This is a genomic window from Undibacterium sp. Jales W-56 (assembly GCF_025548535.1).
Taxonomy (GTDB): domain Bacteria; phylum Pseudomonadota; class Gammaproteobacteria; order Burkholderiales; family Burkholderiaceae_D; genus Undibacterium.
In genome coordinates, this window is the sequence record NZ_JAJLQW010000002.1 from 588,153 (window position 1) to 609,664 (window position 21,512).

Sequence of the window (21,512 nt, forward strand, 5' to 3'; positions counted from 1 at the left end):
TCCTTAATCTTGTTTTAATCTGTTTTAATCTGTTTTAATCTGTTTTAATCTTATTTATTACGCCCTACATCGCCATCAAAGATGAATATCAGGAATAACACTGGCTGTTTCATCGACGTACCAGGTCAGGATTTTCTATTTCTATTCCCCCAATTTTGCAGACTGTCGCATGTTAATGGCAATCACCCGCCGATTTCTTTACAGTAACAACATGTCTTAAATCAGTTTGCTTTGGTAATTCCCTATGGTTGGCCAAGCAAAAAAGTAACACTTTATTAGAGAATCCCATCATGCATCCCAACGCTATCCAAACCGTCAAACAACTTGCCACTGCATTCCTGCATTGGTTGAGTCAGGCATTTGACAAGACTGCTGCCTGGGTGACTCAGTTATCCTGGTGGAAGTTTTTTTTGTTTGCCTTAATCATGATGATTGCCGGTTCGATCTTTCAGGACAATATCCTGAGCTCGGAAGACAGTGTCATTGTCACCAATAAAAAAGCCGCAAAAAAAGCCAGCAAGACCAAGAACCTCAATGATGGCGATACCAATATTGAAATCGACGGTACCGGTATTCATATTCGCAAAAACAAAACGGACGGTAGCGGCAAGCAAATCGAAATTGATGAAAACGGGATCCGTGTCCTGAAGGAAGCCAGCGTACCGGTACCACCCGCTCCGCCGTCCCCATCGGCAGTCCCGGCGGCACCTGCCGCACCCACGCCTCCCGCCGCACCAGATGCCTCCAGGCCCGCATCAGCGCCAACTCCGCCAGCCGTGCCAAAAGTTGGTCAGGATGATATCCATATCAAGCTGCCGCCAGACATTGCCCAAGAGATCAGCAATGATATCGAGGACGCGGTGGCAGATGCCGCCGATGAGGAAGTGAAAAGCTACCAGAAGAAATCATCCAAATGGTTTATCAATTTTGTCATGCTCCTGATCTTCGGTCTTTTAGGCATGAAGGCATTGATGGGCGGTAAAGTCCGGGCAGAAGAAAAAGCCAGGGAAGCAAATCTGTCTGCCGAACGCGAGTCCCTATTGCGCCAGGTCAGTGAAGCGCAGATGCAAATGATGCAGGCGCAGGTCGAACCGCACTTTTTGTTTAACACCTTGGCATCCGTCGAGCATTTGATCGAGACAGACCCGCCAAGGGCCGCTGCGATGCAACGCAGCCTGATCTCTTACCTGCGTGCGGTGCTGCCGCAAATGCGCGAGAACGCGACCAAAACCAATCTCGGTCGCGAAGCCGATATGGTGAAGTCGTATCTCGAGCTTTTAAAAATGCGCATGGAAGAAAGATTGGAAGTCGACTTCAATATGCCAGAGGGATTACGCAGTGCCTGCTTCCCGCCAATGATGCTGCAATCGCTGGTCGAAAATGCGATTAAGCATGGATTAGAGGTAAAAGCAGAAGGCGGCACGGTGCGCTTCCACGTGGAAGTCGCCCACAACAAGTTGCGTGTATCGGTCAGTGACGACGGTCTTGGTTTTGGTGCGATGCCTAGCAACGGCACCGGCCTGGGTTTGCAGAATATCCGGGAACGCCTGAAACTCATTTACAAAGAAAAAGCACAAATGATCATTACACCCAATCAACCAACGGGAGTTTGCGTTACTATAGAAATTCCTTATGAGTTAGCCAACTAATTAACACTGATTCCACTATGCCTACAGCGATACTAGCCGATGATGAAAGACTGATGCGCGACCAATTAAGGTCGCGCCTGGAGCAGGTCTGGCCGGAACTGCAAATTCTCGATGAGGCCAAAAATGGCGAGGAAGCGATTCAGCTAGTCGAGAACCTGACGCCTGATTTCGCCTTTCTGGATATCCGCATGCCAGTAAAAACCGGATTGGAAGCGGCGAAAGAAATTGGCAGCAAAGCGCACATCGTCTTCATCACTGCCTACGACCAATATGCGATTGAGGCATTCGATCACGGTGCCGTCGATTACGTCTTAAAACCGGCAGATATAGAGCGGCTTAGCAAAACCGTCGATAGGTTAAAAGCTCGCTTGAGCAGCAAAGACGAGCCGAACGATATGAGCAATATGCTGGCTCAGCTCGCCAGGCAAATGGGTATAGGCACCAAGGTCAATTACCTGCAATGGATACAAGCATCGATTGGCCAGGAGTTGCGCCTGATTCCGGTAGAAGAAATTTTATTCTTTCAGTCGGATGAAAAATATACCCGGGTGCAAACGGCAACGTATGAGGCGCTCATCAGGAAACCGGTGCGCGATCTCGCCGAAGAACTTGATCCGGCCTTATTTTGGCAAATTCATCGCGCCACGCTGGTCAATGCAAAAGCCATCTCGGGTGTCGTGCGTGATTTGCGAGGGCGCCACTTAGTGCAAGTAAAAGGACTGACAGAAAAATTAGAAGTAAGCCGCAGCTTTGTACATTTGTTCAAGCAAATGTAGCCTGATTAAAAACTTTGCAGCACAACGCCGAACATATCCGGTGCTATCAAGAAAAATTACCTATATTGATAGAAACAGGTAGTGCAGCGATGAGTCTGGCAGATGTGTTATTCATCGTATCGACATAACCGCCAGGGACGAGGAGAGCTATGATGAGGAAAATGCAATTATTCCCGATGGCGCTCCTCTGTCTATGCGGACTTCTCACGAATCAGGCACTGTCCCAGACCAGTTTTCAACTGCGATGCAATAGAGAATTGCCGCAAGCCAGCATCATCGTGACTGAAGCCGAGGGACCCTACTCCATACACAATAATGTGAGCAGCCGAAAATTGCGCACAATGAGTAGCAAAGCCTATTCCACCGACTATATTCTGGGACTGACCTCAAGACACAGTATTATTCAAATCGATTTTGAGGGCCCTATGATCGAAGACAAGCAGAATAATCAGGAATGCTTCGCGCCACGAATCGAAATAAGCATGGAGCATCCTGCAATTGATGTCTATGTGAGTAAAGAATTTCCCGAGAATTCATGCGTCTATAACGAGATTCTCGAACATGAAATGCAGCACGTAAAATTGTATAAAGAAAAATTGCCCGCTTTAGCCGATTTAGTACGTCAGGAGATGAGCAAACGCTACGCCAATACCCCTTTGATTGGTCCCATAGGAAGAACCAAAGAACAACTCAGCGAAGACATCAACCGTACGTGGATGCCATTTATCAAGGCTGAACTGGAAAAAATTGAAGATTTGCAGGCCGCACTTGATTCTGAGGATGAATACACCAGGCTGAGCTGGTCGTGTCTTGGCCAGGCTCAGACGATCTTAGGTTTTCGCGACCGGCACTAAATGCGATCTCGTCAATAGCAAAGCCGCAACCACTGATATGGTTGCGGCTTTGATGGATAACAATCCAATACTCCCTCTATGAATTTTTAAATAATCCAGTCCTTACTGCGCGATCTACCCTATTTATACAAATTCACTGGGGGGAGTATTTATAAAATATGGAGTCCGATCCACCAGGCAATCGCTGCAACAAAAGCGCTGGCAGGGATAGTCAAAATCCAGGCCCAGACAATATTCCCCGCGACACCCCAACGCACTGCCGACATTTTTTGGGCCGAACCTACGCCAACGATGGCGCCCGTGATGGTATGGGTAGTCGAGACAGGGATCCCGAAATGCGATGCAACAAACAAGGTAATCGCCCCGCCGGTCTCGGCACAAAAGCCGCCCACAGGTTTTAATTTGGTAATCTTTTGCCCCATGGTTTTCACAATGCGCCAACCGCCAAACAAAGTCCCGAGACCGATCGATGCATAGCATGAAATGACGACCCACATCGGCGGCAGAGCGTCACTATTGGAAACGTAACCGGCAGACACCAGCAACATCCAGATAATGCCAATGGTTTTTTGGGCGTCATTGCCGCCATGCCCAAGGCTGAACATCGATGCGGACACCAATTGCAAGCGGCGGAACCATTTGTCGACCTTCAATGGCGTCGATTTGACGAACAGCCAGGACACAATCAGCATCATGACGGAGCCCAGGACAAATCCCAATAAGGGCGACACCACAATAAAGATGATCGTGGTCCACAAACCTTTGGAAACCAAGGCACCGGTACCGGCCTTGGCTACTGCGGCACCCACCAGGCCGCCGATCAGGGCGTGGGATGAGGAAGACGGGATACCAAAATACCAGGTAACCAAATTCCAAAAGATAGCCCCGACTAAAGCACCGAAAATCACATAATGATCAACCACGGATGGATCGATAGTACCCTTACCGATCGTCGCAGCAACTTTCAATTGAAAAAACAAGATAGCAATGACGTTAAAAAACGCGGCCATCGCGACCGCTTGCTGCGGCTTTAACACTCCTGTAGAGACCACCGTCGCAATCGCGTTGGCAGCATCATGGAAGCCATTCATAAAATCAAATAACAAAGCCAGGATCACCAGTAAGGCGATAACGTACAGGCTCATGTGGACGGTTTGCATGGAATTCACTTCTCTTTTAAGTTCTCATTTCAATTCCCTGAGTCAACCGGGAACGAGCACCTGTTAAAACTATTGCCTAAATATCTTGATCAACTATCTCGCACCAAGCGAGCAAAGCTGAGTTTGATGACTCAGTTGATGAGGTTTAAGCGTTTTCGACAATGATGCCTTCAATGATGTTTGCCACATCTTCGCAACGATCGGTAACCGTTTCAAGAATTTCGTAAATCGCCTTCAGCTTGATCAGGTTACGCACGTCCGGCTCATCGCGGAACAACTTGGACATCGCCGCGCGCATGACGTGATCTGCATCCGATTCCAGGCGATCGATTTCCTCGCAGATGGAGAGCATCTGACGCGAGTTCGCCATATTCGGCAATAATGCCACCGCATCCTTGACCTTTTCAGCGCAAGCGAGGCACAACTCCGCCAGGCGCTTCGCTTCAGGCGTGATCTCACGAATATCGTACAAAGAAATGGTTTGGGCAGCGTCCTCCAGCAGATCGAGAATATCGTCCATACGCGTGATCAGCTTATGGATATCGTCTCGATCTATTGGAGTAATGAATGTCTTGTGCAAGAGCTCGATAGTGTTGTAAGTGACCGTATCCGCCTGTTTTTCAATCGCTTCGATCGCATGAACCCTGATTTCCAGATCATCAAAATTAGTCATCAGAGCGACCATTTCTTTTGATCCTTTGACACACAATTCAGCATGCTGATTAAAGAGTTCAAAAAACTTTCCCTCTGTAGGCATCAATCGTCCAAACATTTTTTTCTCACTAAAGTAGTAACACTAAAATTGTGTCGAAGTTACAGGGGTGTTCCCTATAACTTCAGACGCTTTTCAATATTGAATAAATTTACTAAAACCAACTGCGAAGAACGAAACTAGAACTATTCGTTATCGCCATAAATAGACAATGAACCTGTGTAGTTGTCGAACTTGGTGTACTCGCCCAGGAAGGTCAGGCGTACGCTACCGATTGGACCGTTACGCTGCTTACCGATAATAATCTCAGCGGTACCTTTGTCGGGCGAATCCGGGTTATATACCTGGTCGCGATAAATAAACAAGATCACATCCGCATCCTGCTCAATCGCACCTGACTCACGCAAATCTGACATGACGGGACGTTTATTCGGGCGCTGCTCAAGTGAGCGATTCAACTGGGATAATGCAATGACCGGGCATTGCAATTCTTTCGCCAGGCCTTTTAAACTACGGGATATTTCAGAAATTTCCGTCGCACGATTTTCACCACTGGAATTACCCGACATCAATTGCAAGTAATCGATAATGATCAAACCCAATTTGCCACATTGACGCGACAAACGACGTGAGCGGGCGCGCAACTCGATTGAACTGAGCGCCGGAGTCTCATCGATATACAACTGCGCATCGTTCATCTTTTGAATCGCATGCGTCAAACGCGGCCAGTCCTCATCGACCAGACGTCCTGTACGCAAGCGATGCTGATCCAGGCGACCGACCGACCCCAGCATACGCATCGCTAATTGCGCACCACCCATCTCCATCGAAAACACGGCAACCGGCAAACCGCTTTCGATAGCGACATTTTCGCCGATATTGATAGAAAACGCAGTTTTACCCATCGATGGACGGCCTGCAACGATGATCAAATCGCCCGGCTGCAAACCAGAAGTCATGCGATCCAGATCCGCAAAACCCGTCGGGACGCCGGTAATATCACTCGTATGGTCGCGGTTATACAGTTCATCAATACGCTCTACGACTTGCGTCAGTAAAGGTTGGATCGCCGTAAAGCCTTGCGCACCGCGTGCGCCCTCTTCGGCAATCGCAAAGATTTTCGACTCGGCCTCGTCCAGCATCTGCTTGACTTCTTTGCCTTGCGGATTAAACGCATTGCCGGCAATTTCATCCGAGACCGAGATCAACTTACGGAGCACGCCACGGTCACGCACAATCTCGGCATAGCGACGAATGTTTGCCGCAGAAGGGGTATTTTGCGCCAACGCATTCAGATAGGTCAGGCCACCAGCATCATCGGCTTTATTGATGCCGGTTAAGGCCTCATACACCGTGATCACGTCGGCCGGCTTGGTCGCATTAATCAGCTTAACGATCGCCTGGAAAATAATACGATGATCGTAGCGATAGAAATCATCCTCACGAATGAAGTCAGCAATCCTGTCCCAGGCCGCGTTATCTAACAGTAGACCTCCCAACACAGATTGCTCTGCCTCGATGGAATGTGGGGGTACGCGAATGGAGTCTAACTGCGGATCGGAAGGTGCTTTCATGGCGCGCATTATACCTTTTTATTCAAGCTCAAAAACAAAGAAAACACAGCGAACAGCTCACCTGAAACACAATTTATAACGCAAAAAAAGCCGGGCAAGCCCGGCTTTTTTGAAACTGAAATGGCGTATTAAGCGTGCTCGCCCAATACAGCAACAGTGACATTCACAACCACGTCTGTGTGCAATGCGACTGCAACAGAGTAATCGCCAACGATTTTCAATGGGCCTTGTGGCATACGGATCTGTGCTTTTTCAACCGCAAAACCTTGTTTAACCAGGGCTTCAGCGATGTCGAAGTTAGTCACAGAACCGAACAAACGGCCATCAACGCCAGATTTTTGTGAGATCTGAACCGTCAGACCTGACAGTTTTTCGCCCGCAGCTTGCGCTACAGCCAAACGCTCGGCAGCAGCTTTTTCCAAGTCTGCACGTTTCGCTTCGAACTCAGCGATTGCAGCAGCGGTTGCGCGACGAGCCATACGTTGCGGGATCAAGAAGTTACGTGCGTAACCGTCTTTAACTTTAACTACATCGCCCAGATTGCCGAGATTAACGACTTTATCAATCAGAATAACTTGCATATTTTTCTCCTAGTACCTTGTCGTCAATTACGCTGTGTGCAGATCAGTGTACGGCAGCAACGCGAGGTAGCGTGCGCGCTTGATCGCTGTGTCGACTTGACGTTGGTACAAAGCTTTAGTACCGGTCAAACGTGCTGGCATGATTTTGCCGTTTTCTTGCACGAAGTCTTTCAGTGTATCGACATCTTTGTAGTCAACTTGCGCTACGTGTGCTGCTGTAAAGCGGCAGAATTTTTTACGCTTGAACAAAGGGTTTTGTTGCTGGCGCTTTTGTTTCAGTTTGCTTTTGTCAAATTTTTTACCGAATGCCATTTTTGGCTCCTAATCTAGTAAAGTCGTCTCGAACTCAGTAATGTGAAATACGAGACTTTTGCTGTTACGGTTCTTGCGCGACAAAAACCCGGTGAATTGCATGACTACACCCAACTCTATCTCTAAAAATCGTTTTGAAATATCGCCTGCTGCTACTGCGTTGATTTCAAATTCGACTACACGTTGGGTACTTGCCTGCTCTTGCTTAGAACTGTGAGCCAGTACTGCAGAGGCTATCGGAATTCCTGCTGGCGTATAGCGCAGTGCCGATTTCTCCAAAATACTGGCAACAACTTTAAGCTGATTCACTGACTTCTGTTGCGTCCTCTAAAGGTCAATTATGCTGCTGGCGCTTCTACGCGTTGCGTCTTGGCAGCATCTTCTTTCTGTACAGCTTTCATCATTGGAGATGGCGCTGTTTCAGCTTTCTTCATCTTGACTGTGAGGTGGCGCAGAACAGCATCATTGAATTTGAATGCGGTTTCCAACTCAAGCAGAGTCTCAGCATCGCACTCAATGTTCATGCAAACATAATGTGCTTTAGCCAGTTTTTGAATCATGTAAGCCAATTGACGACGGCCCCAATCTTCAACACGGTGTACTTGACCGTTACGAGCAACAACAGAAGCCTTGTAACGTTCGATCATTGCCGGCACTTGCTCGCTTTGATCAGGATGTACGATAAATACGATTTCATAATGACGCATATATTCTCCTTGTGGACAATAAAATAGCCCGCCTCGGCGTCAAGACGAGTGCGGGAAGAGGAAAAGCCCATGACTATACTGCATTTTTTCAATTTACTCAATAGTTTCAAGCACTTATTATGATAAGTGAAGTAATTGTGACTTCAATCAATTTATCCAATGTCGAATTAAAAATTTTTGGTTATTCAAGCATTTATGTTTATACTGTACAAAAATACAGGCTGCATATAAACCCAGCCCAACTCTGTTTAAACGGAATTTCATTATGTTAAAACTCACTGCCCGCCAAGAACAGATTCTGAATCTGATTAAAGATGCGATTCAGAATACAGGCTTCCCTCCGACCAGGGCAGAAATTGCGACCGAGTTAGGTTTTCGCTCAACCAATGCAGCAGAAGAGCATCTGCAAGCACTGGCGCGCAAAGGCGTCATCGAAATAGCTCCAGGCACATCGCGCGGCATCCGCTTGCTTGATTCTGCATTGAGCAATATCAAAGGGAAATTTAGCTCCGGAGCACAGCTGGCTTTGCCCCATCCCGCGTTGATGCAACTCAGCTTGCCTTTAGTCGGCAGAGTAGCTGCGGGTTCACCTATCCTCGCACAGGAACATATCGACACAAGCTATCAGGTTGATCCGGCACTATTTTCCGCCATTCCTGATTACTTGTTAAAAGTAAGGGGCATGTCAATGCGCGATGCCGGCATTCTGGATGGTGACTTGCTTGCAGTTAAAAAATCCAGTGAAGCAAAAAATGGGCAAATCGTGATTGCCCGCATGGGCGACGATGTGACTGTTAAACGATACAAAAAATCAGGCAACATGATTGAATTGCTTGCCGAAAATCCCGATTATCCAAATATCAAAATTACAGAGCAAGACGAAGATTTTTCTTTGGAAGGACTGGCGGTCGGATTGGTACGTGCATGGACGTAAATTGGCGGATGACTAGAAACGACCATAAATATCCTGGAACCTAACAATGTCGTCTTCACCAAGATATTCACCACTCTGGACTTCAATCATGACCAGATTCAGAATCCCGGGATTCTCTAATCTATGCTTGTGACCAGCAGGAATAAAAGTAGATTCATTGGTGCTAATCAATAACTCTTTGTCGCCGTTGACTACCTTTGCCATGCCACTCACAACGATCCAGTGTTCGCTGCGGTGATGATGCATTTGCAGGGACAATGACGCACCAGGTTTTACTTCAATACGCTTAATTTTATATTTAGTGTCTTGTTCAAGCACCGTGTAAGTACCCCAAGGGCGATGTACCGTCTGATGCAATTTATGTGCGTCGTGACCGCTGCTTTTCAGCGCTGCGTACAGATGCTTTACATCCTGGACGCTGGACTTATCAGCAACCAGCAATGCATCAGGAGTATCGACAATAATCAGATTATCGACGCCAACCGCGCCAATGACGCGCTTATTGCTTTGGATATAGCAATTTGACACATCGTGGAGCAAGGCTTCGCCGTCAATACGATTGCCATTGGTGTCTGGCATTGTCAGGTCGCCTAATGCAACCCATGAGCCGACATCACTCCAGCCCAAATTGCAAGGGATAACAGCAACCTGGTCCGATCGCTCCATCACGGCATAGTCGATCGAATTATCCGGGATAAGCTCGAACGTTGCTGGTTCAAGCTCGACCTGGCTGTATCCGGTACCTTTGAGGGTACGCGATTGTGCCATGCATTTTTTTGTTGCCGTAAGAATGTCGGGGCAATATTGCTCCATGGCTTTCAGTATGGATCCCGCCTTGAAACAGAACATGCCGGAGTTCCACAAATAACGGCCTGAGGCAAGGTATTCTTTGGCTTTTTCAAGCGAAGGCTTTTCTACAAAGCGCACAACTTTGTTGCCATCTGCTTCTATGTAACCATAACCAGTTTCAGCCGCTTCGGGTTGAATACCGAACGTAACGAGACTACCCTGCTCTGCCAGCCTGGTCGCCTCTTTCACCGCGGTCGCAAATGCAGCCTGATCTTCGATTAAATGATCTGCCGCCAGGACCAGCATCATCGCATCGGCTCCGTAGGCTTCTGTCAAATACAGCACTGCTGATGCAATAGCGGCGGATGTATTGCGGCCAAAAGGTTCAAGGATGAAAGAGGTATCAAGTTTGTCGCGATTGATTTCTTTATACTCATCCTGCGTTTTAAAAAAAAGTTCCCGGTTGGTGACCGTTAAAACTTCTTTTACTTCGGGTAAGTGCGCTCCGCGCAAAAAAGCCTTTTGTAAGAGACTTTGACCGTCCGCGAGGCGAATAAAAGGTTTCGGGTGCAACTCCCGGGAAACTGGCCACAAGCGCGCCCCTACGCCACCACACAAAATTGTCGGGAAAAGTTGCATTAATTCCTCTGTTTCATTTCAATAAATTGTTTATCTTTATTTTTCAACAATTATCAAAGATTTTGTTAAATCAATATTTTTTCAGTATTATCCCATGCGAAATCAGTTCAGCTCGGTTTAACGATGTTTAGTGCGATGCGATCAATAGATCATGGGTATTTTTCGAAATTGATTTGCTATTGTTACAGCAATATATGTTTTTATTATCAATAAATCAATTTAATTTTCTCTTTTTGATCGATGCACTCATAAACAATCGCCCCTTGCTTTGTTTGACTTTTTCTTTGTTCAAAGATCAGGATGAAATACAGATCAAGCTAGGTGTATTTGGTAGCGTTAACCACCGCTCCAGCTTTTATCGTCATTCGGGATGACAAGGCGCAAATAGTTTATTGCAGACGATATTAAAAAGCGGCGCAGACTAAAAATCTGCACCGCTTTTTTTAAACAAAATTACAAATAATTTAAAAGCTTATTTCGTTGTTTTATCTTTGCGGACACCTGCTGCTGTTGCCGGCAGATATTTCAAAGGATCGTTCATACCGGCAACATAAGCTGTTGCCACGGTGCGAGGTTTGAGGCATGTGGCGCTCAGTACGCGGGAATCAGCGGAGATGTCATTTGTGCAGATAGACAAATCCTTGACCGTATCGAGCGAGATACCAGCCGCTGCTGCGACGGATACGACTGAACCGGCGCCAGCGCCGTTCGCCATCAATGTATCGACAGTTGCTTGCAAATCTTTGCTGTTTGTCAGCGCAGTGAAAATGCCATCGACAGATGTATCTACAGTACCTGCTTGTGCAACTGAGGCAATGCCTGAAACCAACAACAAACCAATAACTGCTTTTGAGACAAATTTCTTCATGGCGACTCCTGAGTGAATTGAATAGCCTGGCGAGGCTATATTGATTTTAATTAAGTTTAGATCAAATTCAAAGCCTAAATTTGTATCCTGTGAATCAACTGTTTTTCGAAAAACGTTTTTAGAGGGAAGCATGCCTTTTCAGTCATGATTTATAGCCGAGACAGAGGCATTCCTTTGTTTTTTTAGGGCTTACACAAAACGGCAAGCTTACCACCGTTCATATTGAACCCGCAGGCTGGATGCGGCTTTCAGCGGCATTTCGTGCCAACAGGCGCACCCAGCTTGCGGGTTCGTTTTTATATTCATTTCATAGAACCGGTTCTCTTGCTTTTCTCTGTGTCTCCGTATCTCTGTGGTGAGAGGTTTTGATTTTTGCGCAAGTCCTATTCAAAGATTGCCAACACAGGATAACGTCGCCATTCTGGTTCGGCAAACCGTTGGCAGTGCGCGAAGATAAAATCTAGAACGGCACTTTGCTGCATCAGCAGTTCTGGATGCGCGAGTTTCCATGCTTCAAACTGGGTTTTAAGCGCTGGCTCGGTCTCCAGTAATTCAGCAGCCATGTCTTCGAATACATAATCTGAGTAGGCTTCTTTTTTCTCCAGCACGCTATTAAAAAATCCCCAGCGGAAAAAACTGTCATGCGCCTGCGGCTCCAGCGTCTCGATCACGTATCGTGCCTGCTCCTGATTGAGCGGAACCCAGACATCTCCCTCTCTGAGCTGGTGCTGACCGATGGCAGTTTCCAACTCCATTTCATCATGAAACATGTGGCCTTCGTAAGGATGCGGACGCGATTTGACTGAGCGTATGGTATAGCTCTGTGCCTGCACTGGTTTATTCGCGCTGAGTCGCTCAAACTCCACGCCATTCCATTGCAGGCGCTCAATCGCAGCGCGCCATTGTTGCGGCACCACGTAAGCAAGCGGCGCACGCACCACGACGGCTGCTTTGAAATGATTGTAGTAAGGGATCTCTTTTTCCCAGATTTGATTCTTGTCGTAATACAAGCGACTGTAGTCGCCCACTATACTAGGACGATGGCAAGCGGCATATCCCTTAAAGCGTACCGTCGACACCCTCTCATCGTCGCGTTGCCAATTAACAGGCCAATGATTGCGGGTCTTGCCGTTTTGCCGCGCTGCATCACGCAATTGCTGAATCTGCGCAGCATGATCGATTGTGAATTCGAGTGCGACCTCGACCAGCGCGCGCATTGATGCATAACGATCGGCAAAGGGCTTCAGCATGTGCGTCTCCGGCATAAAACCGATGGTGTGATGTAATGCTGCATAGCCAGTTGAGAAACGCGCCGTTTCTAAAAATTCTTCAATACCCTGATCCGGGCTTTCCTGAACAGGATTCACATAGGGGCAAGTCGGCCAGCCGCGTTGCTGCATGCCTTGATATATGGCCGGCAGCATCGTCTCGCGCAGGAATTGCCCGAGGCCACCGCCCAACTTATCTGCCTGGGTATGAATCAAGGTCATCGTGTAAGGATAATCCGCACCATTCGAGGTATGCGTATCAACCATCACATCAGGATCCCAGGCCGTAAAAAATTGATTGAAAACCTGCGCATTCAGGCTATCGCATTTGATGAAATCGCGGTTCAGATCCAGATGTAGGCTATTCCCGCGAAAACCAAACATTTCCGGTCCATCCTGATTCACCCGCGAGGTATTTTGCCGATGATGGCAACCATCTACGTTATAGATCGGGATGAATAAAAATACGCTACGACCTAAGCGGGCAAGCCGATCCGGCTGCATACAGAAATCGCGCACCAGCGCCATGCAAGCATCAATCCCCTCCGGCTCTCCCGGATGAATGCCATTGTTATTAAAAAACACCGGGCGTTTTTCAAGCGCGATCTGCTCCCGATCAAACACGCCATCGGCCGTCACCACGCCGGCATGAATAGGTACGCCCGCATCCGACACACCGATCTGACCGAAATGCAAAATCGTCGGAAAACGTTGCGCCAGTTGCTGATAAAAAGCGATGCACTGCTCCCAGGTCGTGGTTTGATTATGATTGCCTAGTTCGTAAGGTGTTTGCAGATCTGCTGACATCATAGGATTGATTAACTGTGAGTCTTGTTTAAAAAAGAAAAGGAACTTAAAAAATAATCTTTACCGAAGTGATATTTTTTATTTTACGCTTGTTGAGGTTTTCTCAATTCAGGCAATAAGTCATTGGGGTATCGACAAATTTGTATTGTTGTATAAATCTAATAAGTAGATCGCTGTGCGACTTACAGTTTGTTGCAAGTTTGTTTAATTTGCTGTCATCCAGTTTATTGTCCATTTCGTTTTTGTGATTGAGACCACGTAAAAATTTACGGTCTAAATCTACTTTTAAAAAAGGACATCATGAAAACGAAATTCATTCTTACTGCAATAGCAACAGTCTTTTCAGTCTCGGCTTTCGCCCAAGTGCCAGCCTCCAATCCGGTAGATCAAGTCAAACAAGACAACAAAGAAATCCATCGCGATAATAAAGATATCCGTAAAGACAAACGTGACATCAGTAAAGATCAAAAAGAACTGGCGGAAGATCGTCAGGCACGTAATGCAGCTCAGCGTGCAGAAAACAGAGATATTAAAAACGGTAATCTGGCCGGCGCAGAAAAAATGGAAAAGCGTCGCGAACACGAGCAACATGAAATTAACCACGACAAGCACGATCTTAACAAAGACAAAAACAATCTTCATAAAGATCGTAAAGATCGCAATAATGACGTAAAGCAACGCAACAAGGATGCCGCGCAAATTAAGTAGCCATCTTGGGATATTATTGTCATTAAAGAGTCGAATTTTATAGGAAGTCCAATGAAAAAAATGATCTTGGCAACTGGTCTTGCAAGCACGATGCTAAGTGCTTGCGTTACAGCACCGCCGCCTTCGCCAAGAATCGTTTATGTTCAACGAGCTCCGGACTCGACCACCTATACACTGCCGGCACCGCAATCCGTTGTCAGTGTATATGTGGAACCTCCTATTTATCAGCCGCCGCCCGTAAGGGTCGCCTGGGCTCCCCCTCCGATGTTGGTGGAACTCCCGCCGCCGCAGCCATACGAAGAAGCTGTTTGGACTGGTGGATATTGGATATGGGAGGGAAATTGGGTTTGGGCGCATGGGCGCTGGGCTCCGCCGCCACGCCCTGGATACGCCTGGATCCATCCTTATTATGAAAATCGAGGCGACTCTGTCATCTTCGTGAATGGTTTTTGGGCCGCTCCCGGCGTTCATTTCGTCGCGCCGCCCCCCAGCCTGAATATTGCATTTGCATCAGTGAATATCGGCGTAGTAATGGGCCCTCGTCCGATAGGTCCGATTGGTTGTTTTGTTCCGCCGCCGCCAGGATCGAGGTTCGGCCTGGTGATCCCGGCGCCAATAGGTACGCCGCCTGCGGTAGTAACAAGCGCGCCGCCTGTGATTAGGGAGGGTATGCGCATCAATATGAATAATGTTAGCAACACTACGATTATCAATAATGTGTCTAACATCAAAAATGTAACCATTGTTGCCCCGGCATTTGCGACCCTAAACGGACAAGCGGTTAACTCTTCAGTACCCAATCAAGCTCACCTAGCTGCGAAAATCTCCCCTGTTGTAAATAGTATGGCGCCAGAACCCTTATCTACAAAACCTGTATCGACTTATGCTCAAGGAAGAGATCGCTTTTCTCCAAATACGGCACGGCCGATATATGAACAAGAGGTAACAGGATTTATGCGGGAGCGTGCGGCAGAACAAATTCATCCCAATGTAATCACCACGCCAAGCCAGCAACAGGGAGTCGTACAGCCAGCGATGAATCCAGCACCACTGAATATACAATCATCTCAAAACAACAAAATGCCAACTGACCAATTCCAACAAGACCGCAGAACCTATATTCAGAACCAAGCAGAAAACGGACGGATTCAGGGCAACGCCTACAGCTCTCAAAATAGAGCGCCATTTGAACATACTCCAGAGAGTATCAAGCAGGCTCCGCAGCCCATTGTCTCTCCCGCGGGTACCCAACAACCATTAAACAGAAATGACATACATCCAGCAAATAGCGCATCAATCAGCTCAAAGCCCATCCCTCATTCGCAAAGTGATGAACCAAAAGAAGAAAAGAAGCGAACTGAACGAGATAGACGTGAGCATGAACGCTAAATCTGTTCGATAGTTACTGGCTCAAAATTAAAATTTATTTTTCTATATACAGAAAATCTAGCAATCGTTATTCTGATGTTTACCCATACTGACATAGGTTTTCTATGCCGGTCGTTTTGAGTAGTACTTCTGAAAGGAAATATCAAATGAAATTCAATTCAATTCAGTTCTATTCGCAATTGGCACTCTCATTGCAGGTGTGAGTTTTGCTCAAACTCCCGCTCCAGCGCCTGCTTCAACACCTGCCACCAAAATGCCGCCGCCGGCCGCAGCCAGCGCAAAAGCTACGGCGAAAGCGTCTGCTTCTGCAACGCCTGAAGCAGCCGGTGGCGGTGCAGGTAAGGTTTGGGTAAACTCAAAATCGAATACCTACCACTGTCCGGGCAGCAAATTTTATGGAAAAACAAAGGCAGGCGAGTATATGACGGAAGCCGAGGCCAAAACCAAAGGGGCGCATGCTGATCACGGCAAGGCCTGCAGCTAATATCCGCATTACAGCGCCATCTTTAGTATTTGCCTTTTATCTGGTCTGTAACGGAATTAGTTGAATTTAAACACGACTTTGAGCCTGTTACTCTTTACATCGACGGTACGATGTAAAGAGTAACAGGCTGTATTTATATCCATCATTTCAAAGATGAAATTTGCGGAAATAATTTTTTGTGTTTGGGGGCAATTAATCTGCGAATTCATCGTATTCTGCAACGACAAAAGATTGGCAAACGGGAGACAAAATCGGCGCGGCGTCACAGCATGCTATTGCGACAGAATAGACGTTTTGAGAAAATATCTTCCAAAAAATGAAAAAGCCCGCTCGAAAGCGGGCTAAATCATTTAATATTTTGGGGTGGACGATGGGGCTCGAACCCACGACAACAGGAATCACAATCCTGGACTCTACCAACTGAGCTACGACCACCACTGAAAACTTACTGAGATTTATTTTGCAACAATTCTCTGCAAGAAAGCAAAACATTATACGAGATTTTTACGTTCCTGGCAAACTCTTTGTTATGAATTGCCAATGACCGCACGACTAAAATTCAAAAAAAAGCCCGGGCAGCGTTAGCACGGGCAGAACTCACGATCGGCGTGAGGGTAAGGAAGTAAGTTTGAAACAATTGAAATATAGCCGGCCAATAACCAACAACTGCCAATTTTTACAAATTATTACCGGTGCATAGATGAGGAAATTAACTTACCACTAAGTAGTAAGAATCATCAATCACATCTTCCCTTGAGCACCGTTCAACGCCCTCGCCTTTGCTTTCACCTCAATCACTTCGCGTTTTTTGTCTTTGCCTTCTACCGTCAAGGTCATGATCACGGTATCGCCCTCTTTAATTTGCGTTTTTAAATCCATCAGCATGACATGGTAACCGCCGGGCTTCAATTCGATTGCTTTGCCTGCCGGCAAGGTCAATTGGGGGATTGCGCGCATTTTCATGATGTTGTTATCCATTTTCATTTCATGGATCTCAGCGACGCCTGCTACTGCGGTTTGCACGTCAACAATTTGTACATCGCTGTTGGACTGCAATTGCATAAATGCGCCTGTCGATTTCTGCTGTGCGACTGTTGCTCTGATCCAGGCATCTTTCACGCTGACTTCGGCATGTGCTGCGACGCTGATCAAGGCCAAGCTTGCAATGACAATCTGTGCTTTGAATTTCATGGGTTCATCCTCTTTCTAAACGTGTTTATGTTCAACGTAATCCCGCAATCCCTGCATACGCGTTATTGCCTCAAGCAGCAAAGCGGGATCACCGAGTGCCAATTTTTTACTATCCGATAAAGTCTGACGAAAAACTCTGGCGCCCGGCAAACCCGTCATCAGCCCCAGCATGTGGCGGGTAATGCTATTGAGCCTGAGGCCACCGCCTTTGGGGGCGCTGCCGCTGCCGAACTGCGTCAGTTGGGCATGAATATACGGCAGCATCGCCTCAACCACTTCCTCTCTCGATTTAACCGGCGCGGCATCACCGTAATAGCGCTGATCAAACGTCGCCATCAGATACGGATTGTGATATGCCTCACGTCCCAGCATCACACCATCGGTATGTTGTAAATGCAAATCGATTTCTTCTATCGTTTTGATGCCGCCATTAATCAAAATCTCTAATTGCGGGAAGTCTTTTTTCAACTGATAAGCATACTCATATTTCAAAGGCGGAATTTCACGGTTTTCTTTTGGGCTTAATCCCTTGAGTATCGCATTGCGTGCATGAACGATAAACGTATTACACCCTGCCTCTGCAATTTTCCCAACGAAATCACGCACGAAATCATAAGACTGGATGTCATCAATACCAACCCTGTGCTTGACGGTGACATCAATACTGACCGCATCTTTCATCGCTTTAACGCAATCAGCGACCAAGGTTGGCTCCGACATCAGACAAGCGCCGAAAGCCCCTTTTTGTACACGCTCGGATGGGCAGCCACAATTAAGATTGATCTCGTCGTAACCCCATTGCTGACCTAACCTGGCACTCTGCGCTAAATCAGCAGGCTCACTGCCGCCCAGTTGCAAGGCAAGCGGATGCTCTTCTTCGTTAAATTGAAGATGGCGCGGCACGTCTCCATGCAATAAAGCACCGGTGGTCACCATTTCGGTATACAGCCAGCTATGCCGCGTAATCTGCCGGTGAAATTGACGGCAATGTCTGTCTGTCCAATCCATCATGGGCGCGACAGATATTCTTCTTGATTTGTAACTCATTGATTTATTTGCTATTTATCGATCATTTTTGATCAATAAGAGGGATTTTCGAATGCCCGAATTATAGCTGACATAGGGCATACAGGCCTTATTTACCATCAGATAAGGGATATCCATGCTTAGTGCGGCAACGTACAGACCCTGTGATTTATCGGTTCTATTCTGGTCGCACACTTAGCCAGGAGAACAAAATGAAATCAACCTCTGTCGTCCGTATATTTATTTTTGCAACACCATTGCTTGCAATCAGCTTGCTGACGGGTTGCGCGAGTAATGCCCCCAACAATGTGCCGAATTATGCGCAACAAAATTCCAATACGTATTCAACGCCCTATCAAAATAATGCGAGTAACTATGGCGTCATCGACGCTATCCAAGTGATACGTCCAGCCAATAATACCAGCGGCGGTGGCGCGATTGTTGGTGGCCTGATTGGCGGTTTGTTAGGTAATCAGGTAGGGAATGGCAATGGTCGGACAGCTGCGACAGTGGCCGGCGCAGTTGGCGGCGCAATGGTGGGCAACAGTGTAGAACAAAATAAAAATGTCCGTACTTCAGATCAATTTCAAATTCAAGTACGCCTGGATAACGGCAGCTACACCACTATCGTTCAAGACAATATTTACGACCTGCGCGTCGGCGACCGTATTCGACTTATCAACGGCCAGGTTAATCGCTATTAACAAGAATACTGGCGAATGTATTTTTTATCTGGCGCCATCATCACTGACATTTTTCACCTGTCAAAGGAATCATCATGCTTAGCAAATACAGCGGAGACAGCCATATCGCCGCAATGAAACGACAACTTGATGAATTAAATTTCACCATGCAAGAACTTGAAGCTAAAACGCAAAAAGCAAGGGAAGAAGCGCATGAAAAATATGTCATGGAGATGGCGAAACTACGTGAGCAATCAGAACTAGCGGCCGAAAAACTCATGGAGCCCAAAGATGCGGCCGAAGAATCATGGAAGGATCTGGTCATCGGTACGGACAAAGTGCGCGACGCATTTATCAAAACTTTTCACGACTTTAAAGCGAAGCATTAACCAGATAAGCAGCACAGAACACTCGATCCGCTCTTATTTCTTACTATATTTTTACTATCTTTCAGGATTACATCATGGGCACCATCTTAATCATTATCTTAATCCTCGCCTTGATCGGCGTTTTTCCAAGCTGGCCGCATAGCCGTAACTGGGGCTATGGACCAAGCGGCTTGACGGGTTTAATCGTTATCGTACTTATTGTCATGCTGCTGACGGGTCGATTATAAGGCGCTATTTTCACGTGATCGTATGAACCTCGCCTGGCGCAGCATTATTTTTAATCACACACCAGCATATCACCAAGGAATTGAAATGAAAAAATCTATTCGTTATTTTTGTCAGACCGTGATGGGCATTGCCACATCCGTGTTGCTGATGAATGCAGGCTGGGCACAGACATCGCCAGAAGGCATGCCGCAAGCAGGTGCACCGTTGATTGATCCACCCCGCTGGTTCCAGGAAGATACGACGCCACAAGCGCGCTTCCTGACCTTAAAGAAAGAAGCGGGTGCGGTTCTTCAAGAATCACAATTCGCTTGCAAAAAATTAGCACGTGTTGCGCGCGCCGGATGTTTGCGCGAAGCACAGGCTATGTATCAACAGGATCTGGCAAGAGCCAGATCAATGACACAAGGATCACAGTAAGTAGCGCGTGCTGAAGCAACTAAAAATGTAGGTATGCCTGCAGCCTGGTGAATTCGCATCTAACAATATATCGGCTAATTCATCTGTATTAGTCGTTCTCATCTCACAAAAAATCAGGAGAATCACATGATTATGTCAAAAAAATTCGTTGTCGGCATGTTCGCCCTATCCGGTCTGATACCAATGCTGGCTACGCCTATTCAAGCTCAGGCGCAACAATATAACGCATCACAAGCAACACCCCGGATCGAGGGCTTCAATGTCGATGAAGTGCCGCGGATTGCACCTGGCGTTGAACTCAATTTTAGTATCTACGGTACACCAGGCGGCATGGCGACATTACGTATTGCCGGCGCGACCCACAATCTCAATCTGATTGAAGTCGAAGCCGGTCAATACGAGGGAACCTACACCATCAACAGCCGAGACAAAATCGCCGCACGCAGCGCGGTCACTGCCAATCTGCGGGTTGGCAATCAAGTCACCAGCGCCGTGTTAAATGAATCCCTGCAAATCGGTGTTGGCTATCATACTAATCAGCCGGTCTCGGGACTCATGCCAAAAATCGACCGTTTCAATGTTGATCCTGTATCAGACCTTGGGGGCGGTAACGATTTGCGTTTTACCGTATTCGGCACACCCGGCGGCAAAGTCGATCTCACGATCAACGGTGTCAAGGGAAAATTACTTTTATCTGAAGTAAGCAGCGGCGAGTACAGCAACACCTACACCATCAGGAATCGTGATCACATTACGGCAAATAGCAGTGTTATTGCGAATTTACGCGTCATGGATCGTGGTGTGGAACGCGTGACCAGTGCGACATTGGGTAAAAATTTGCAAATTGCAGCAGCACAAGCGCCAGCTAAAGCACCTGTGCAAGCCGCCCGCATTTGCTATAACTGCGGCACCGTAGAAGCGGTCAACCTGATTGAAGTCAACGGTGAAGGCGGCTACCTCGGCACCATCGGCGGCGGTGTGGTCGGCGCACTCCTTGGCAGCCAGGTAGGTGGTGGCAATGGACGTACCGCAGCAGAAATCGCCGGGGCTTTAGGCGGCGCCTACGTAGGTCGTAACATCGAAGGTAATACACGCAAAACGAATCACTACGAAGTCGTAGTACGTCTGCAGAACGGCGCGACGCAAACGATTCCATTTACGAGCGAACCGGGCTATCGGGTCGGTGACAAAGTACAGATCAATAATGGCGTCATCGCACGCAATTAACAACGATCGGTTTTACCAGTCAATTCCAGAGCGCTGCACAGGCGTTCTGGGATGACTAGCCATATTAAAGATAGCCAGAACAGAGTCACTTGGAGCAAGCATGCAATTCAACACTCGTCCTCGCTTGATCGCCAGCATTA

General features: G+C 47.2%; 23 protein-coding genes and 1 tRNA gene. 11 read left to right on the top strand and 13 right to left on the bottom strand.

Annotation, left to right across the window (positions count from 1 at the left end; all coding sequences use genetic code 11):
• Positions 1-290: 290 nt before the first annotated feature.
• The 3 genes from LPB67_RS08610 (at position 291) to LPB67_RS08620 (ending at position 3,279) form a co-directional block, all read left to right on the top strand.
• Positions 291-1,649 carry a sensor histidine kinase gene (locus LPB67_RS08610; RefSeq protein WP_262836716.1) on the top strand — a complete coding sequence of 453 codons (1,359 nt, stop codon included), beginning with the start codon at positions 291-293 and terminating at the stop codon, positions 1,647-1,649.
• A gap of 17 nt (positions 1,650-1,666) precedes the next feature.
• Complete coding sequence (locus LPB67_RS08615) at positions 1,667-2,425, top strand: LytR/AlgR family response regulator transcription factor (RefSeq protein ID WP_262836717.1); 759 nt, start codon at positions 1,667-1,669, stop codon at positions 2,423-2,425.
• Positions 2,426-2,850: 425 nt separating this feature from the next.
• Positions 2,851-3,279, top strand: a complete 429-nt coding sequence (locus LPB67_RS08620) for a hypothetical protein (RefSeq protein WP_262836718.1) — start codon at positions 2,851-2,853, stop codon at positions 3,277-3,279.
• Between the two features lie 149 nt (positions 3,280-3,428).
• On the opposite strand, the gene LPB67_RS08625 is transcribed toward LPB67_RS08620, so the two are convergent.
• From LPB67_RS08625 to rpsF, 7 genes are all read right to left on the bottom strand, one after another.
• Entirely contained in the window at positions 3,429-4,439 is a 1,011-nt protein-coding gene (locus LPB67_RS08625) for an inorganic phosphate transporter (protein ID WP_262836719.1), read from the bottom strand.
• A 145-nt stretch (positions 4,440-4,584) separates the two neighbouring features.
• Positions 4,585-5,211: a DUF47 domain-containing protein gene (locus LPB67_RS08630; protein ID WP_262836720.1), complete on the bottom strand. Its 627-nt coding sequence runs from the start codon at positions 5,209-5,211 to the stop codon at positions 4,585-4,587.
• Between the two features lie 125 nt (positions 5,212-5,336).
• Positions 5,337-6,725, bottom strand: a complete 1,389-nt coding sequence (locus LPB67_RS08635) for a replicative DNA helicase (protein WP_262836721.1) — start codon at positions 6,723-6,725, stop codon at positions 5,337-5,339.
• A 128-nt stretch (positions 6,726-6,853) separates the two neighbouring features.
• Positions 6,854-7,306, bottom strand: a complete 453-nt coding sequence (gene rplI / locus LPB67_RS08640; protein WP_262836722.1) for a 50S ribosomal protein L9 — start codon at positions 7,304-7,306, stop codon at positions 6,854-6,856.
• 27 nt (positions 7,307-7,333) lie between these two features.
• Entirely contained in the window at positions 7,334-7,618 is a 285-nt protein-coding gene (rpsR, locus tag LPB67_RS08645) for a 30S ribosomal protein S18 (RefSeq protein ID WP_126773305.1), read from the bottom strand.
• Positions 7,619-7,627: 9 nt separating this feature from the next.
• On the bottom strand, positions 7,628-7,927 hold the full coding sequence (priB, locus tag LPB67_RS08650) for a primosomal replication protein N (RefSeq protein WP_262836723.1): 300 nt from the start codon (positions 7,925-7,927) through the stop codon (positions 7,628-7,630).
• A gap of 29 nt (positions 7,928-7,956) precedes the next feature.
• On the bottom strand, positions 7,957-8,325 hold the full coding sequence (gene rpsF, locus LPB67_RS08655) for a 30S ribosomal protein S6 (RefSeq protein WP_262836724.1): 369 nt from the start codon (positions 8,323-8,325) through the stop codon (positions 7,957-7,959).
• Positions 8,326-8,590: 265 nt separating this feature from the next.
• Here rpsF and lexA point away from each other — a divergent pair, with 265 nt between their 5' ends.
• Positions 8,591-9,259: a transcriptional repressor LexA gene (gene lexA, locus LPB67_RS08660; protein WP_262836725.1), complete on the top strand. Its 669-nt coding sequence runs from the start codon at positions 8,591-8,593 to the stop codon at positions 9,257-9,259.
• Positions 9,260-9,271: 12 nt separating this feature from the next.
• Here lexA and LPB67_RS08665 read toward each other — a convergent pair whose 3' ends face one another.
• The 3 genes from LPB67_RS08665 to LPB67_RS08675 all read right to left on the bottom strand — a co-directional run bounded on the left by LPB67_RS08665 (position 9,272) and on the right by LPB67_RS08675 (position 13,630).
• On the bottom strand, positions 9,272-10,687 hold the full coding sequence (locus LPB67_RS08665; protein WP_262836726.1) for a mannose-1-phosphate guanylyltransferase/mannose-6-phosphate isomerase: 1,416 nt from the start codon (positions 10,685-10,687) through the stop codon (positions 9,272-9,274).
• Between the two features lie 472 nt (positions 10,688-11,159).
• Positions 11,160-11,687: a hypothetical protein gene (locus tag LPB67_RS08670; RefSeq protein WP_262836727.1), complete on the bottom strand. Its 528-nt coding sequence runs from the start codon at positions 11,685-11,687 to the stop codon at positions 11,160-11,162.
• A gap of 251 nt (positions 11,688-11,938) precedes the next feature.
• The gene (locus LPB67_RS08675; protein ID WP_262836847.1) at positions 11,939-13,630 is read right to left on the bottom strand and encodes a M14 family zinc carboxypeptidase; all 1,692 of its coding nucleotides are present in this window, start codon (positions 13,628-13,630) and stop codon (positions 11,939-11,941) included.
• Between the two features lie 300 nt (positions 13,631-13,930).
• On the opposite strand from LPB67_RS08675, the gene LPB67_RS08680 reads away from it, so the two are divergent.
• Both LPB67_RS08680 and LPB67_RS08685 read left to right on the top strand, forming a co-directional pair.
• Entirely contained in the window at positions 13,931-14,338 is a 408-nt protein-coding gene (locus tag LPB67_RS08680; protein WP_262836728.1) for a hypothetical protein, read from the top strand.
• Between the two features lie 51 nt (positions 14,339-14,389).
• Complete coding sequence (locus LPB67_RS08685) at positions 14,390-15,727, top strand: YXWGXW repeat-containing protein (protein ID WP_262836729.1); 1,338 nt, start codon at positions 14,390-14,392, stop codon at positions 15,725-15,727.
• Between the two features lie 843 nt (positions 15,728-16,570).
• On the opposite strand, the gene LPB67_RS08690 is transcribed toward LPB67_RS08685, so the two are convergent.
• From LPB67_RS08690 to dusA, 3 genes are all read right to left on the bottom strand, one after another.
• A tRNA-His gene (locus LPB67_RS08690) sits at positions 16,571-16,646 on the bottom strand.
• A gap of 306 nt (positions 16,647-16,952) precedes the next feature.
• Positions 16,953-17,402 carry a copper chaperone PCu(A)C gene (locus tag LPB67_RS08695; protein WP_262836730.1) on the bottom strand — a complete coding sequence of 150 codons (450 nt, stop codon included), beginning with the start codon at positions 17,400-17,402 and terminating at the stop codon, positions 16,953-16,955.
• Between the two features lie 15 nt (positions 17,403-17,417).
• On the bottom strand, positions 17,418-18,449 hold the full coding sequence (gene dusA / locus LPB67_RS08700; RefSeq protein WP_262836731.1) for a tRNA dihydrouridine(20/20a) synthase DusA: 1,032 nt from the start codon (positions 18,447-18,449) through the stop codon (positions 17,418-17,420).
• A gap of 191 nt (positions 18,450-18,640) precedes the next feature.
• Between dusA and LPB67_RS08705 the strand changes: the two genes are divergently transcribed.
• The 5 genes from LPB67_RS08705 to LPB67_RS08725 all read left to right on the top strand — a co-directional run bounded on the left by LPB67_RS08705 (position 18,641) and on the right by LPB67_RS08725 (position 21,372).
• Positions 18,641-19,132, top strand: coding sequence for a glycine zipper 2TM domain-containing protein (locus LPB67_RS08705; protein WP_262836732.1), 492 nt, complete (start codon positions 18,641-18,643; stop codon positions 19,130-19,132).
• A 74-nt stretch (positions 19,133-19,206) separates the two neighbouring features.
• Positions 19,207-19,500, top strand: coding sequence for a hypothetical protein (locus LPB67_RS08710; protein WP_262836733.1), 294 nt, complete (start codon positions 19,207-19,209; stop codon positions 19,498-19,500).
• 74 nt (positions 19,501-19,574) lie between these two features.
• Positions 19,575-19,727: a DUF3309 domain-containing protein gene (locus tag LPB67_RS08715; protein ID WP_262836734.1), complete on the top strand. Its 153-nt coding sequence runs from the start codon at positions 19,575-19,577 to the stop codon at positions 19,725-19,727.
• Between the two features lie 22 nt (positions 19,728-19,749).
• A complete protein-coding gene (locus LPB67_RS08720) occupies positions 19,750-20,145 on the top strand; it encodes a hypothetical protein (protein WP_262836735.1) in 396 nt (131 codons plus the stop codon).
• Positions 20,146-20,271: 126 nt separating this feature from the next.
• Positions 20,272-21,372 carry a glycine zipper 2TM domain-containing protein gene (locus tag LPB67_RS08725; protein WP_262836737.1) on the top strand — a complete coding sequence of 367 codons (1,101 nt, stop codon included), beginning with the start codon at positions 20,272-20,274 and terminating at the stop codon, positions 21,370-21,372.
• Positions 21,373-21,512 lie beyond the last annotated feature (140 nt).